This is a genomic window from Allopusillimonas soli, from assembly GCF_004153445.1.
Taxonomy (GTDB): Bacteria; Pseudomonadota; Gammaproteobacteria; order Burkholderiales; family Burkholderiaceae_B; genus Allopusillimonas; species Allopusillimonas soli.
This window is the reverse complement of sequence record NZ_SDQC01000006.1, coordinates 274110-287983: the sequence shown is the minus strand read 5'-3', so window position 1 is coordinate 287983 and position 13874 is coordinate 274110. Positions and strand designations below refer to the sequence as shown.

Here is a 13874-nt window from a genome sequence, read left to right as displayed (position 1 = left end):
CCGACTCGTAGCTTTGCACTACGGACAGCTTGAATTGCTCATCGTACTTCGTCATGAAAAACACCCCAAAGGTTGGATCAGTGTCCAACTTTTGGGGTGCAGTTCAAAAGGCCCTTTTTTCTAGTCTTTAATCACCGCTCAGGCAATCTCGGCGCTGGGGTCATCTTTCTTGGGCGCCTTCACCAGGTCCTCGCGCTTGACTCCCAGCCACATCGCCACTGCGGCGGCCACGAAGACCGAGGAATAGATGCCGAAGCAGATGCCGATGGTCAGCGCAAGCGAGAAATTATGTAGCGTGGGGCCGCCGAAAATGAACATGGACAGCACCATGATCTGCGTGGACCCGTGCGTGATCACTGTGCGGGAAATCGTCTGCGTGATTGCGCTGTTGATAATTTCGCGCACCGAAGCTTTGCGTTGCTTGCGGAAATTTTCCCGGATCCGGTCCATGATGACCACGGATTCGTTCACTGAATAGCCCAGTACCGCCAGCACCCCCGCCAGCACAGACAGCGAGAACTCCCATTGGAAGAAGGCAAAAAAGCCCAGAATGATCACCACGTCATGCAGGTTGGCCACCACCCCCGCCAAGGCGAATTTCCACTCGAACCGGAACGCCAAGTAGATCATGATGCCGATAATCACGCATAGCAGCGCCATCAGCCCATTATGCACAAGCTCCTGCCCGACCTGAGGACCTACGAATTCCACGCGGCGAAGTTGCACCTTGGCATCCTGCGCCTGCAGCGCTTCCATGACCTTGTCGCTTTGCGCCGCCGAGCTTTCTCCGGAGCGCAAGGGAAGACGGATGAGGATGTCTTGCGAGGTGCCGAAATTCTGGACCTGGAAGTCCGCGTAGCCCAGGCCGCTTATGGCGTCCCGGACCTCATCGACCTGTGCCGTCTGCGGATAGTGCACCTCCATGACCGTGCCGCCGGTGAATTCGATCGACAGATGGAACCCGCGCGTGGCGATGAAGAAGACGGCCAGGATGAAGGTGACCAGGCTGATGATGTTCAGCACCAGCGCGTGGCGCATGAATGGGATGGTGCGATGTATGCGGAAAAATTCCATGTTCGTGTTTTGCCTGTATATGCCGGGCGGCGTTCGCCTCCCGGGCGTTGATCACTTCTTCTCGGGCTTCCAGATCTGGCCTATGGACACGGTGCGCAACTTGCGCTGGCGGCCATACCATAGATTGACCAATGCACGCACGCCCACGATCGACGAGAACATGGAGGTCAGGATACCGATGCAATGCACCACTGCGAAGCCGCGGATGGGGCCCGTGCCGAATGCGAGCAGCGCCAGGCCAACAATCAGTGTCGTGAGGTTGGAGTCGACGATGGTTGCCCATGCTCGCTCGAAACCCAGGTGTATAGCCTGCTGCGGTGGATGCCCGGCGCGCAGCTCCTCGCGTATCCGCTCGTTGATCAGCACGTTCGAGTCGATGGCCATGCCCAGCGTAAGCGCGATGGCGGCAATACCAGGCAGCGTCAGCGTGGCCTGGAGCATGGACAGCACAGCGAGCAGCAGCAGGACGTTGAACGCCAGGCCCAGCGTCGAGAACAGGCCGACAAGGTGGTAGTACAAAATAATGAACACCGCAATCGCCACAAAGCCCCACAGCGTCGAATGGAAGCCTTTGGCGATATTGTCGGCGCCCAGGCTCGGACCTATGGTGCGCTCCTCGATGATTTGCATGGGGGCCGCCAGCGAGCCGGCTCGCAGCAGCAAGGCGATGTCGGCGGCTTCCTGTGCATTCATGCTGCCGCTGATCTGTACATGCCCGCCCGGGATTTCGCTGCGGATGACCGGCGCAGTGACCACTTGTCCCTTGCCTTGTTCAAACAGCAGGATGGCCATGCGCTTGTTGATATTGTTGCGCGTGACGTCGCGGAAGATGCGCGCACCCTTGGCGTCAAGCGTGAGGTTCACGGAGGGCTGCTGTGTTTGCTGATCGCGGCCTGGCTGCGCATCCTGCAGGTTCTCGCCGGTCAGGATGACCTGCCGGCGAAGCAGCAAGGGGCGCCCGTCGGTATCTTTGAACAGTTCGAGGCCGAACGGCACGCGGCCCGCGGCCAGCGCGGCCTGGGCAGTGGGCGAGTCGTCGACCATGCGGATTTCCAGCGTAGCGGTGCGTCCCAGGATTTCCTTGGCCTTGGCCACATCCTGCACGCCCGGCAACTGCACCACGATGCGGTCGGCCCCCTGTTGCTGGATGACCGGCTCGGAGACGCCAAGCTCGTTGATTCGGTTGTGAAGTGTGGTGATGTTCTGCTTCAGGGCATTGGTTTGCACTTGCGTGACAGCCGTGTCGGTAAGCTGTCCCGTCAGCAGATACTTGCCGCCGCCCGACGAGGGGGCGAAGGCCATTTCCGGCAGCGCGCGCCGCAATTCAGACTGCGCGTTGTCGCGCGCGTCTTCGGATCCGAAGGTGGAAACCACCGACATGCCGCTGCGCTCGACTTCCTCGGGCTTGATGTCGGCGTCGCGCAGCGAGGTGCGCACGTCGTTGGCCAGCGAATCGTAGCGGCTGCTGAGCGCGCCCTTCATGTCGACCTGGAGCAGGAAGTGCACGCCACCCCTAAGGTCCAGACCCAGGTACATCGGGTGCGCGCCCAATGCCGACAGCCAGTTGGGCGATGCCGGCAGCAGGTTCAGCGCAACGGTGTAGTCGGGGTTCTTGGGGTCGGTGTTGAGGGTTTTTTCGATGACATCCTTGGCCTTGAGCTGGATGTCGGTATTGGAGAACCGCACGCGCACCGTGCCCACAGGGCCGTTCATATCGAAACGGGTGCCTGTGTAGGCGATGTTGTGCTGCTTCAGGATGTCTTCCACCCTGGCCAGCGTGTCGTTGGTAACCTTGACCGTGGCCTTGGCGCCTGCAATCTGGACCGCCGGAGATTCTCCGAAGAAGTTGGGCAGTGTGTACAACAGGCCCAGGACCAGGGCCACCAGTACGGTGAGGTACTTCCAGAGTGGGTAGCGATTCATGTCGGATCAGAAGCAGGTGCGGGGAAGGCGCCTTGGCGCCGTGCGGAGGTGGCGGGTGGCTTACAGCGCCTTGATCGTGCCTTTGGGCAGCACCGAAGTGACGGCGTTGCGCTGCAGGATGGATTCGATTGGCTTGTCGCCCATGTTGCTGATTTCGACGGTGATGTAGTTGTCGCTGACTTTGGTGACTTTGCCCAGCAGGCCGCCATTGGTAATGACTTCGTCGCCTTTGGCCAGGTTGGCGACCAGGTTGCGGTGTTCTTTCTGGCGCTTCATTTGCGGGCGTATCATCAGAAAGTACAAGATGACGAACATCAGGATGATGGGCAGCATGCCCATCAGCGCGTTCTCGCCGCCTGCGGGCGCGGCCTGGGCCGTGATGTGGGTCAGGGTGTCGAGGACAGCCATGGATTCTTCTCCTGGAGAAAATTTTGGTCAACTGTATATTGTAGCGGCATATTCACTCAATGCCGCGAGCGCGGTCGTTGTGGAACTGCGCGCGCCAGTTTTCGAATCGCCCTTCCGCGATGGCGGCCCGCATCTCGCCCATCAGGGCAAGATAGAAGTGCAGGTTGTGCAAAGTATTGAGGCGCGCGCCCGAGATCTCGTTCGCTCGCTGCAGATGATGCAGGTAAGCCCGCGAGAAATGGGCGCATGTGTGGCAACTGCAGGACGGATCCAGCGGGCGGATGTCATCCCGGTAGCGCGCATTGCGTATCTTGATGTCGCCGAACCGCGTAAACAGCCAGCCATTTCGTGCATTGCGGGTCGGCATGACACAGTCGAACATGTCCACGCCCCTGGCCACTCCCTCGACCAGGTCTTCGGGCGTGCCGACGCCCATCAGGTAGCGCGGGGCCTCTCTTGGCAGACGGGGCGCCACATGCGTGAGCACCCGCATCATTTCCTCCTTGGGCTCGCCCACGGACAGTCCGCCAATGGCATAGCCCTCGAAACCGATATCCGTCAGGCCGGCCAACGATTCGTCGCGGAGGCTTTCGTACATCCCACCCTGTACGATGCCGAACAAGGCATTGGGATTCTCGAGCTGATGAAAGGCCTCGCGGGAGCGCCTGGCCCAGCGCAGCGACATGCGCATGGAGCGCGCCGCCTCATCCTGCGTGGCCGGACGCCCGTCGATGGAATAGGGGGTGCATTCGTCGAACACCATGGCGATATCCGAGTTCAGCGCCCGCTGAATGCGCATTGATTCCTCCGGCGTGAGGAACAGGCGCGCCCCATCTATGGGCGAGGCGAATCTGACCCCCTCCTCGGTAATTTTTCGCAGGCCGTTCAGGCTGAAAACCTGGAAGCCGCCGGAGTCGGTGAGGATGGGTTTGGGCCACTGCATGAAGCCGTGCAGGCCGCCATGCTTTTCCATGATGACCGTGCCTGGACGCAGCCACAGGTGGAAAGTATTGCCCAGCACGATTTGCGCGCCGATGTCGTGCAGTTCGTGCGGCAGCATGGCCTTGACGCTGCCGTAAGTGCCCACCGGCATGAAGATGGGCGTTTCGACCACACCGTGATTCAGTGTGATGCGACCGCGGCGCGCGGCGCCGTCGGTGGCCAGAAGCTGGAAATTCAAGCCGCTCATGATGCGGAAGACTCTATGAACATGGCATCGCCGTAGCTGAAGAAGCGGTAGCGCGAGTGGACGGCATGGGTGTACGCCCTGCGTATCGGCGCCATGCCCGCCAGGGCGGACACCAGCATCAGCAGCGTGGATTGAGGCAGATGAAAATTGGTAATGAGCGCATCGACCCACGCAAACTGGTAACCAGGCGTAATGAACAGCCGGGTGTCGCCTTCAAGCGTTTCGAACGGGGCGGCGTCGCCGCGGCTGGCCAGCTGTGCCGCCGCCGACTCCAAGGCTCGGACGCTGGTCGTACCCACGGCAACAACGCGCCCTCCGGCCGCCATGGTTTCGCGCACTTTGGACAATGTATCCGGCGGCACCGCATATCGCTCGGCATGCATGATATGGTCCGCCACTTTGCGGACCCGCACCGGCTGGAACGTGCCCGCCCCCACATGGAGCGTGACAAATGCCTGTCCCACGCCCTGCGCCTTCAGGCGCTCCAGCATGCGCTCGTCGAAATGCAGGCCTGCGGTCGGCGCGGCCACCGCGCCTGGTTCGCGGGCGTAAACGGTCTGGTAGCGCGCCTCGTCTTCGCTTTCGGCGGCGTGCTCGATATAAGGCGGCAGCGGCGTGGTGCCATGACGATCCAGCAGATCCAGCACGCGCTCGGGAAACACCAGGTCAAAAAGCTCGCCCTGCCGCCCGGCAACCTCGACGGCAAAAGCGTTGGCCAATAGCAGGCGGCTACCCGCTCGAGGCGATTTGCTGGCTTTCACATGCGCCAGGGCACGATCGGGGGCAATGATGCGTTCGATCAGGACTTCGACCTTGCCGCCGCTCTCTTTGCAGCCATTCAGGCGCGCCTTGATCACGCGGGTGTCGTTGAATACGAGCAGGTCGCCGGGCTGCAGAAGCTGGGGCAGATCTGTGAACACGCGATCGTGCAGGCAGCCTCCGGCATCCAGATGGAGCAGGCGGCTGTCCGCCCTATGGGCGGCGGGAGACTGGGCAATAAGTTCGGGCGGCAGTTCGTAGTCGAACTGGGAAAGTTCAAGGTCAGGATTCACGGAAGCAGGGCGCGGGCCCGGAATGCGGCACGGTACGGGATATCTGAAAATACCCGCAAGTGTACCGCGCTCATGGAACGAGCCGTTACCATGGGGCGCTGTTCCAGGTGGGGCGAGTTTGGTTATCCTGATGTTTTTTTGAGGATGTGATCCATGTTGAGACTTTCACCGCGCCTGTTCCGTCATGCACGTCCCCATGGGCGCTGGCGATTCGGCGCGACGGTCTGGCTGGTCATGTTGCTGGCACTGTTTTCCGTGGCTGGCGTCCGGGCCCAGGGCCTGCCGCCCGAGCTGGCGTCGCTCTGGCGGGCCACCAAGCTGCCCGAGTCTTCTCTGTCGCTCTACGTCAAGGAAGTGGGGGCGGCAACGTCCATGCTTGACATCAATTCGGGTGTGCCACGCAATCCAGCGTCCGTCATGAAAATGGTGACGACCTGGTCGGCCTTGTCGGGACTGGGCAATGATTATGTATGGCGCACGACCATGCTGGCACGCGGCAAAGGACGTGTGGACGGCCAGGGCACGCTTATGGGGCCGCTGTATATCAAGGCGGCGGGTGACCCATTTCTTTCTGTGCAGGATCTCTGGAGCCTGCTGCGTGAGCTGCGCCTGCGCGGCATCAAGAATCTGACCGAAGTCGTGGTGGACCGTTCCATATTCGGGCCGGTGGCTACCGATCCGGGCGCCTTCGATGGCGCGCCAGACCGGCCCTACAATGCCAGCCCCGACGCCATGATGGTGGGGTTGGGCGCCGTGCGCCTGGTTTTTCAGCCGGACATGGCGGCGCGCAAATGGATTCCCATTGTCGATCCGCCCTTGCGCGATGTACGGATAGATGGCGAGATCGGGTGGCGCGACGCAGTCTGCCCGGGATCGCCGTCCATCAATACCCGGATAGAGCCGGTTTCGGGCCGTTATGTTGTCCATATCAGCGGGGCGGCCGTGGGTTCTTGCGGTGAGTTCAGTCTTTATCGGCTCGTGATGCCGCAGCCGCAATACTTCGAGGATATCTTTCGCCAGCTCTGGCGAGAGCTGGGTGGAACGCTTGCAAAGGGCATCCATGAGGGAACGGTGCCTGCCGACGCCACAGTACTGGCCTGGCACGACTCCCGCAGCTTGGGCGACACCATTCGCCAGATCAACAAGCACAGCAACAACGTCATGGCGCGCACGCTGCTTCTGACGCTGGGTGCGGAAAGGCTGGGTCCCGGTGCGACGCCCGATAGCGGCGCCCGCGCCGCGATGTCGGTGCTGGCGGCCCAGGGCGTGGATACGCGCGGCTGGCATATCGACAACGGCGCGGGCCTGTCCAGGGAAAGTCGGCTGACTGCCTCTGGCCTGGCGGGCATGCTCGACGTTGCCTGGCGCACGCCGCTCATGCCGGAGTTTATTTCCTCGCTGGCGGTTGCTGGCATAGACGGCACGGTGAGGCGACGCATGCGCGACGATGCGGTGCAGGGGATGGCGCATTTGAAGACCGGCAGCCTGCGCGCGGCCCGTTCGCTGGCGGGCTATGTGCTGGGAGCCAGCGGGAAGCGCTATATTCTCGTCAGTTTCGTCAATGATGACCGTGCCTATGCCGTGCGCGCATTCGATGACGCGCTGGTCGCCTGGCTGGCGGAGCAATGATGCCGCCGGGGCGCATGCCCAGATATTCGCAAAGGAAACGCCATGCCCATACATGAAATCCGTCACCCGCTCATTCGTCACAAGCTCGGCCTTATGCGCCGCGCCGACCTCAGCACCAAGAATTTCCGCGAGATGGCCCAGGAGGTTGCTGCGCTGCTCACCTACGAGGCCATGAAGGATCTGCCGCTGGAACCCGTGCGCATCGAAGGCTGGGCAGGATCACTGGATGTGGAGAAGCTGGCGGGCAAGAAGGTGACGGTGGTGCCGATACTGCGCGCGGGCATAGGCATGCTCGATGGTGTGCTGAGCCTGATTCCGGGCGCCCGCGTCAGCGCGGTGGGCATTGCGCGCAACGAAGAGACCCTGGAAGCCCACACTTATCTTGAGCGCCTCGCGGGCCAGATGGACCAGCGCATGGCGCTCATTGTCGATCCCATGCTTGCCACCGGCGGCTCCATGGTGGCCACGATAGACTTGCTCAAGAAAGCTGGCTCCCGGTCTATCCGAGCGCTGGTCCTGGTGGCCGCGCCAGAGGGTATACGCAGAGTGCAGGCGCGGCATCCGGATGTGGAGATCTACACGGCCTCCATAGACAGCCATCTGAACGAAGACGGCTATATCATTCCGGGCCTGGGAGACGCCGGCGACCGCATCTTCGGGACGCGCCAGAAGGGCGCCTGAACGACAGCGGTCGCATTGGCGTTTCGGACAGTGTGTAACGGTCCGAACATTTCCTAACCATCGCATGCGCGGCACGGGCGCAGTCATGCGTGTAAATCGGTTAGTATGAAGCTATGTATCTCCAACTGAAGGCTTTCATGCGTTCATTCTGGTTCAGGATTCTGGCGGTTTGCGCGTTCGGCGTGGCGGCCGCTCCGGCGTTCGCGGGCATGTGCCAGACGCCGTTCATGCATGATGGCGGCCATGTAACGCTGGCTGGGCAGGGCACCTTCAACCTGGGCGCCGACCTTTCGTTTTCCGAGGTGAGCAAGCAAGGCGACAACAGTTGCAAGGCGCGCGTGCAAGGCAAGGCCACGTACGGCTTGGCCGGCCTGCCGGGGGGAAGTTCTCGCGTTGACTATTGGATGACTGTGCGCAACGGCGAAGCAAGTTTCGAGAAGCAGGATGAGTCCGGGCGGCGCGTGCCTGTGCAGGGCAAGTTCGATTTGCGCATGTTGGGGCTGTTCTCTTATGCACAGCCCATCACACATGCCGGCCAGACATTTCCGGGCCAACATTTCCAGATTCAGGTCGACAACAAGGGCAGCAAGCCAGTTCGCATCAACACCACGGAACGCACCGTGGGTGAGAAGCAGACGCTGCAGACTGCTGCGGGCGCGCAGTCGTGCTGGCCGGTGCGCTACACCCGCACGAGCGAGGCCACACAGGCTTCTTTCAGCGGCCTGGTCCTGCCCATACCTGCCATGACGGCACAGGTCACCGACTGGTATTGCCCGGATGTCAGCATGGTCATGAAACAGGAAAGTGTTCAGAGCGGGGTAAGTTCGTATGTCGAGGTGACCGAACTGCGCTAGGGTGGCAGGAAAAAATGTTCCAGGCATCATTCTTGCTCCAGCCTGTTCCGCACCCGGCCCGAAGCAGCCCCTGGCGTGGAGTGCGTGGCTTTGGACGTGGCAAGGCATAGTTCTATTTGTTCATGTTTTATCAGGAGTTGAATCATGGCAACCAAGAAAACCGTTCGCAGCAGTGAAGAAGAACTCATCGACAGCGTCAAGGCCAGCCTGGACGATGCCGAGAAGCTGCTGCGCGAAGCGGCTGAAGCCACTGGCGACAAGGCGACCGAACTGCGCGAGCGCGCGCTGCTGTCCCTCAGGCGCACGCGGGAGGCGATGTACGACACCCAGGACGCGCTGGTTGAGCATGGCCGCCGGGCAGCCCGGGTCACGGATGATTATGTGCATGACAACCCATGGCAGGCCATCGGCATGGCCGGCCTGGCCGGCGTGCTGCTCGGCGCCTTGCTGTGCCGCCGATAGGAGCGGGGCATCATGTGGTGCAACCGTCCTGACAAGCAGGGCAGGCCATGGCATTGAGAGAATCAGCGGGCAATCTGGCCTGCTCCCTGCTGTCCATCGTGCGTACACGCCTCGAGCTTTTTTCGCTTGAGGCGTCCGAGCAGAAATCCCAGATCATTACCTTGCTGGGCCTTGCCTTCGGTGCGCTGCTTTTCCTGACGCTGGCCCTGCTGGTGTTTTCGATAGCTGTCGCACTGTATTTCTGGCCCACTGAGCAGCGCTACGTCGCGCTTGCCGTACTGGCGCTGGTCTATTTTCTGCTCGGTGCGGGCCTTTTTCTCTGGGTTCGGCGCACACTGCTGTACGCACCCATGCCTTTCCATGCCACGGTTGAGGAACTCAAGCGCGATCTGGCGCTGGCCGAGCGCCTGCGTGACCCCGAATCGGTAGACCGCGACGACGCGGTGGGGAGGACCTTGCCATGACGCAAGCAGGCATGTCGGCGCGTGAACGCGCCGTGCGCATAGAGCTGGCCCGGGCCCGGGCGGCGCTGGAGCGCCAGGCGGTGGCCCGCAGCACAAATGAGCTGGCGGCGTCGCTCACGCCCAGGGCGCTCTTGCACAGCGCCTTTCCGCGAGCCACCTCGAAGTCGCCAACCGACCTGCTGTTTCAGGCGCTGCGCCTGACACGCCGCTATCCGCTCCTGACATCCAGCGCCTCCGCCTTGGTATCGGGTGTATTGGGCCGCAAGCGCCGATGGTGGTGGCGTCTTGGCGCCGGCCTGCTGCTCAGCTGGCAGGTGGCGCGGTCCATGGATCGCAAGAGCGATTGATACCGGGCCGCTGCTGGCGGCATGGCCGGCGGCGAGGGAAAGAAAGCGTGATACCTGCCGGCCGGGGATCAAAGACCCAGGCTGCCCCATATGGCATCCACCCGGGTTTTCACGGCCGCATCCATCTCGATGGGACGCCCCCATTCACGCTGCGTTTCCCCTGGCCATTTGTTGGTTGCGTCCAGCCCCATCTTCCCGCCCAGCCCGGATACGGGCGAGGCAAAATCGAGATAGTCGATGGGTGTGTTTTCCACCAGGACGGTATCTCGTACGGGGTCCATGCGCGTGGTCATGGCCCAGATCACTTCCTGCCAATTGCGCACGTCCACATCATGGTCAACGACAACGATGAATTTTGTGTACATGAATTGGCGCAATACACTCCATAGTCCAAACATCACGCGTTTTGCGTGACCAGGATACTGTTTGCGCATGGACACGACAGCCATGCGATAGCTGCATCCTTCCGGAGGCAGGTAGAAGTCCACGATCTCGGGCAGTTGACGTTTGAGCAGGGGCACGAACACCTCATTCAGCGCCACCCCCAGCACCGCGGGCTCGTCAGGTGGTTTGCCGGTATAAGTGCTGTGGTAGATTGGCTGGCGTCTCATGGTGATACGGTCTACCGTGAACACCGGGAACCAGTCCTGTTCGTTGTAATAGCCGGTATGGTCGCCGTAGGGGCCTTCGAGCGCCATCTCATAGCCTGTGTCCGGCGGCGGTGGCGGCGCGTGCAGTGCATGGCCTTCGGAGGTCTGCCCTGGTGCGTGTGCCTGCCGCGCGCGCGCATCGGTGGCGGGAAGAATATGGCCTTCGAGCACGATCTCGGCATAGGCGGGCACGGAGAGATCGCTGCCGAGCGTCTTGGCGAGTTCGGTGCGTGAACCGCGCAAGAGGCCGGCAAATTGATACTCGGAAAGACTGTCAGGTACCGGCGTTACGGCGCCCAGTATCGTGGCGGGGTCGGCGCCCAGCGCCACCGCGATGGGAAAAGGCTGGCCGGGATTCGCAAGCGCGTGATCCCGAAAATCGAGTGCGCCGCCACGATGGGGCAGCCAGCGCATGATGAGCTTGTTGCGGCCCACGATTTGTTGCCGGTATATGCCCAGGTTCTGGCGCTTGGCGTTCGGGCCGCGGGTCACGACCAGCCCCCAGGTCAGCAACGGCGCGACATCGCCAGGCCAGCAGCGCTGCAGAGGAATGCGGTCGAGATCGACATCGTCGCCTTCGAGCACGACTTCCTGGCAAGGCGCATTCCGTATCGTCTTCGGGCTCATGTCCCACAAGGCGGACTTGAGCTGGTTGACGGTAGTCAAGGCTTCGCGCAGGCCGCGCGGCGCCTGAGGCTCGCGCAGCGATGCGAGCAGTTCGCCGGTACCGCGCAGGGCGCTGACATCATCTGCGCCCATGCCCCACGCAACGCGCCGCGGCGTGCCAAACAGATTGGTCAGGACGGGCATGCCGGCGGGGACGCCCCGGTGGGCGGGCTGCTCGAATAGCAAGGCGGGCCCTGCGGCGCGCAGAACGCGGTCGCTGATTTCCGTCATTTCCAGGTCTGTCGACACGGGGACGGCGATGCGCTTGAGCTCGCCCGCGCGCTCGAGCTGGGAGATGAAGTCCCTGAGGTCACGGTATTTCACTGGCTTTTCCTGCAATCGTGATACATTGAGTTACATAAAATTGACGTCCGGAGGTTAACATCGACCTTCTTCATTCTATCTTCAAGGATCATTATGGCTGGCGCTGATGCCGACGCGCTGCTTGGGAGAATGGCGCGCGGTGTGGGTTATCGCCTGGGCGAGTTTCTGCATGTATGCGCAGTGTACCTGGGCATTGCGGCGCTGGTGGCCGTCGTCCTGGGACTGAGCGTACCGTCGCTGCGTGAGCAGGCGCGCGCCCTGCATGAGGCGCTGGTGGCGGCCTTGCGGCCCGACGCGCTGGGCGGGCCATTTTCCGCGCTGTATTCCGTGGAGAGCGGGTTATTCATGCCCGATACGGCTGGGGCCGACAGCGGCCTGCCGCCGGAAGATGCGGTGGCGGCGGAGCAGGCGGAGCGCGCTTCGCAACCCAGGGCCGGAACCCAGCTCAGTTTCTCGCAAGCCCTCAAATCGTCCGAGGCCGGGCAGCATGTGCCGGGCATCACCAATGACCAGGCCGAAGCGCTGCGCAGCTACATTGCCCGCAAATACCGCATTGCCGCCAGCGTGGCTGGCGCGCTTGTGAATACGGCATTCGTCGTTGGCCGCGAGCGTAATCTGGATCCGCAATTGGTGCTCGCGGTGATTGCCATTGAATCGCGCTACAACCCCTATGCGGAAAGCCATGTGGGCGCCCAGGGCCTGATGCAGGTGATGACGAAGGTGCATAAGGACAAGTTTGCCGTCTTTGTGGATGGGCCGATCGCGGCGCTCAATCCGATTGCAAATATTCGCGTGGGCACGCAGATTCTGCGCGACTGCATAGATCGGCGCGGTTCGCTCAAGGGCGGTCTTGCCTGTTATGTGGGCGCCACGGGGCCGAGCGACGGCGGGTATGGCGAGAAGGTGCTTGCCGAGCGTCGTCGCATTGCGCTTGCGTCGGGCATCGCCATACGCAATTAGGCTCACTGACGTTCGAGAAAACGCGCCATGCGTTGCACGGCTTCCTGCAGCCTGTCCAGCCCGGTGGCATAGGAGAAGCGAAGGGTGTGGGCGGCGTGTGCCGATCCGAAGTCCTGCCCGGGTACGGCGGCAACGCCCGCCTCGTGCAGAAGCCGGTGCGAGAATACAGTGCTGTCTTTGCTGTGATGACTGATATCCGCGTAGATATAGAAGGCGCCGTCGGGCTCGACCGGCACGTGCAGCTTCAATTTTTCCAGTTCGGGCAGCAGATAATCCCTGCGCTGCTTGAACGACAGCCGCCGGGTTTCAAAAACCTGCATGACCTCGGGCTCGAAGCAGGTGATGGCGGCATGTTGCGCTAATGTAGGCGCGCAGATGGCCAGGCTGGCCGCCAATTTCTCGACGGCGGGCACCATGGTTTCGGGTGTGATCATCCATCCCAGGCGCCAGCCTGTCATGTGGAAGTACTTGGAAAAGCTGTTGATGACAATCAGGTCGTCATCCAGAACGAGGGCGCTTTGCGGCGCGTCACCGTAATACAGGCCCAGGTAGATTTCATCCATGATGATGAAGCCATTGCGCTGGCGCACCTCGGCGATGAGTTCGGCCAGGTCGGCGCGGGTTATGGTGGTTCCTGTGGGGTTGCTTGGGGACGCGATGAGCACGCCCCGGGTGTCCGGACCCCAGTGTGTGCGTATGTGCTCGGCATTCAGCTGGAAGCGTTGCGCCGCGCTGGACGGGACGAGGCGCGGGATGCCGCCGGCGGCGGTTATGAAGTTCTGGTTCGCCGGATAGGAGGGGTCGGGCAGCAGGACTTCATCGCCTGGATTGATCAGTGTCATGGCCGCCAGCAGCAGGGCGCCGGACGCGCCCGAGGTGACGATCACCCGGGCCGGATCCACTTGCGCGCCGAAATGTTCGCCGTAGTATCGGGCGATGGCATCCCGCAGCGTGGGCAGCCCTGCGGGCGAGGAATAGCCGCTCAGGCCGGCCTGAGCCGCGCGCTGAAGGGTTTCAACAACCTGCGCAGGCGCCGTGAAGTCAGGCTCGCCTATGCCCAGACTGATGACATCCCGGCCCTGCGCGTTCAGCAGGCTGGCCTGCTTGAAAAGTTCGACGGCGTAGAATGGCAGCACCTGTTCGGTGCGCGTGGCAAGGCGGGACATGACCGGAATCTCAGGCAAAATTGCG

At 62.1% G+C, this 13874-nt stretch carries 14 protein-coding genes; 7 read left to right on the top strand and 7 right to left on the bottom strand.

Features of this window, described 5'->3' with window-relative positions; translation table 11 throughout:
- Window positions 1-138: 138 nt before the first annotated feature.
- From secF to queA, 5 genes are read right to left on the bottom strand one after another with little or no spacing between them, the layout of a single operon-like run.
- Complete coding sequence (gene secF / locus ERD78_RS17795; RefSeq protein WP_129971035.1) at window positions 139-1074, bottom strand: protein translocase subunit SecF; 936 nt, start codon at window positions 1072-1074, stop codon at window positions 139-141.
- 51 nt (window positions 1075-1125) lie between these two features.
- Entirely contained in the window at window positions 1126-2997 is a 1872-nt protein-coding gene (gene secD / locus ERD78_RS17790; RefSeq protein ID WP_129971033.1) for a protein translocase subunit SecD, read from the bottom strand.
- A gap of 60 nt (window positions 2998-3057) precedes the next feature.
- Complete coding sequence (yajC, locus tag ERD78_RS17785) at window positions 3058-3405, bottom strand: preprotein translocase subunit YajC (protein WP_129971031.1); 348 nt, start codon at window positions 3403-3405, stop codon at window positions 3058-3060.
- Window positions 3406-3457: 52 nt separating this feature from the next.
- Window positions 3458-4594: a tRNA guanosine(34) transglycosylase Tgt gene (gene tgt / locus ERD78_RS17780; protein ID WP_129971029.1), complete on the bottom strand. Its 1137-nt coding sequence runs from the start codon at window positions 4592-4594 to the stop codon at window positions 3458-3460.
- Window positions 4591-5646 (bottom strand): tRNA preQ1(34) S-adenosylmethionine ribosyltransferase-isomerase QueA, encoded by a 1056-nt coding sequence (gene queA, locus ERD78_RS17775; protein ID WP_129971027.1) that lies wholly within the window; start codon window positions 5644-5646, stop codon window positions 4591-4593. Before queA ends, tgt begins: the two co-directional genes overlap by 4 nt.
- 153 nt (window positions 5647-5799) lie before the next feature.
- Here queA and dacB point away from each other — a divergent pair, with 153 nt between their 5' ends.
- The 6 genes from dacB to ERD78_RS17745 all read left to right on the top strand — a co-directional run bounded on the left by dacB (window position 5800) and on the right by ERD78_RS17745 (window position 10083).
- Window positions 5800-7275, top strand: coding sequence for a D-alanyl-D-alanine carboxypeptidase/D-alanyl-D-alanine endopeptidase (gene dacB, locus ERD78_RS17770; RefSeq protein WP_371734620.1), 1476 nt, complete (start codon window positions 5800-5802; stop codon window positions 7273-7275).
- Window positions 7276-7317: 42 nt separating this feature from the next.
- Window positions 7318-7956 carry a uracil phosphoribosyltransferase gene (upp, locus tag ERD78_RS17765; protein WP_129971025.1) on the top strand — a complete coding sequence of 213 codons (639 nt, stop codon included), beginning with the start codon at window positions 7318-7320 and terminating at the stop codon, window positions 7954-7956.
- Between the two features lie 137 nt (window positions 7957-8093).
- Window positions 8094-8810 carry a TapB family protein gene (locus ERD78_RS17760; RefSeq protein ID WP_129971023.1) on the top strand — a complete coding sequence of 239 codons (717 nt, stop codon included), beginning with the start codon at window positions 8094-8096 and terminating at the stop codon, window positions 8808-8810.
- Window positions 8811-8954: 144 nt separating this feature from the next.
- Window positions 8955-9272, top strand: a complete 318-nt coding sequence (locus tag ERD78_RS17755; protein ID WP_129971021.1) for an ElaB/YgaM/YqjD family protein — start codon at window positions 8955-8957, stop codon at window positions 9270-9272.
- Between the two features lie 47 nt (window positions 9273-9319).
- Window positions 9320-9736 (top strand): phage holin family protein, encoded by a 417-nt coding sequence (locus tag ERD78_RS17750; RefSeq protein ID WP_129971019.1) that lies wholly within the window; start codon window positions 9320-9322, stop codon window positions 9734-9736.
- Entirely contained in the window at window positions 9733-10083 is a 351-nt protein-coding gene (locus tag ERD78_RS17745; protein ID WP_129971017.1) for a hypothetical protein, read from the top strand. Before ERD78_RS17750 ends, ERD78_RS17745 begins: the two co-directional genes overlap by 4 nt.
- Window positions 10084-10151: 68 nt before the next feature.
- On the opposite strand, the gene ERD78_RS17740 is transcribed toward ERD78_RS17745, so the two are convergent.
- The gene (locus tag ERD78_RS17740; protein WP_129971015.1) at window positions 10152-11723 is read right to left on the bottom strand and encodes a UbiD family decarboxylase; all 1572 of its coding nucleotides are present in this window, start codon (window positions 11721-11723) and stop codon (window positions 10152-10154) included.
- A 93-nt stretch (window positions 11724-11816) separates the two neighbouring features.
- On the opposite strand from ERD78_RS17740, the gene ERD78_RS17735 reads away from it, so the two are divergent.
- Window positions 11817-12683: a lytic transglycosylase domain-containing protein gene (locus ERD78_RS17735; RefSeq protein WP_129971013.1), complete on the top strand. Its 867-nt coding sequence runs from the start codon at window positions 11817-11819 to the stop codon at window positions 12681-12683.
- A gap of 2 nt (window positions 12684-12685) precedes the next feature.
- On the opposite strand, the gene ERD78_RS17730 is transcribed toward ERD78_RS17735, so the two are convergent.
- Window positions 12686-13849, bottom strand: coding sequence for a pyridoxal phosphate-dependent aminotransferase (locus ERD78_RS17730; RefSeq protein ID WP_129971012.1), 1164 nt, complete (start codon window positions 13847-13849; stop codon window positions 12686-12688).
- Window positions 13850-13874 lie beyond the last annotated feature (25 nt).

Coding starts and splice junctions, on each gene's coding strand:
- secF (WP_129971035.1), bottom strand. CDS start 1,074: ATGGAATTTTTCCGCATACATCGCACCATCCCATTCATGCGCCACGCG.
- secD (WP_129971033.1), bottom strand. CDS start 2,997: ATGAATCGCTACCCACTCTGGAAGTACCTCACCGTACTGGTGGCCCTG.
- yajC (WP_129971031.1), bottom strand. CDS start 3,405: ATGGCTGTCCTCGACACCCTGACCCACATCACGGCCCAGGCCGCGCCC.
- tgt (WP_129971029.1), bottom strand. CDS start 4,594: ATGAGCGGCTTGAATTTCCAGCTTCTGGCCACCGACGGCGCCGCGCGC.
- dacB (WP_371734620.1), top strand. CDS start 5,800: ATGTTGAGACTTTCACCGCGCCTGTTCCGTCATGCACGTCCCCATGGG.
- upp (WP_129971025.1), top strand. CDS start 7,318: ATGCCCATACATGAAATCCGTCACCCGCTCATTCGTCACAAGCTCGGC.
- ERD78_RS17760 (WP_129971023.1), top strand. CDS start 8,094: ATGCGTTCATTCTGGTTCAGGATTCTGGCGGTTTGCGCGTTCGGCGTG.
- ERD78_RS17755 (WP_129971021.1), top strand. CDS start 8,955: ATGGCAACCAAGAAAACCGTTCGCAGCAGTGAAGAAGAACTCATCGAC.
- ERD78_RS17750 (WP_129971019.1), top strand. CDS start 9,320: ATGGCATTGAGAGAATCAGCGGGCAATCTGGCCTGCTCCCTGCTGTCC.
- ERD78_RS17745 (WP_129971017.1), top strand. CDS start 9,733: ATGACGCAAGCAGGCATGTCGGCGCGTGAACGCGCCGTGCGCATAGAG.
- ERD78_RS17735 (WP_129971013.1), top strand. CDS start 11,817: ATGGCTGGCGCTGATGCCGACGCGCTGCTTGGGAGAATGGCGCGCGGT.
- ERD78_RS17730 (WP_129971012.1), bottom strand. CDS start 13,849: ATGTCCCGCCTTGCCACGCGCACCGAACAGGTGCTGCCATTCTACGCC.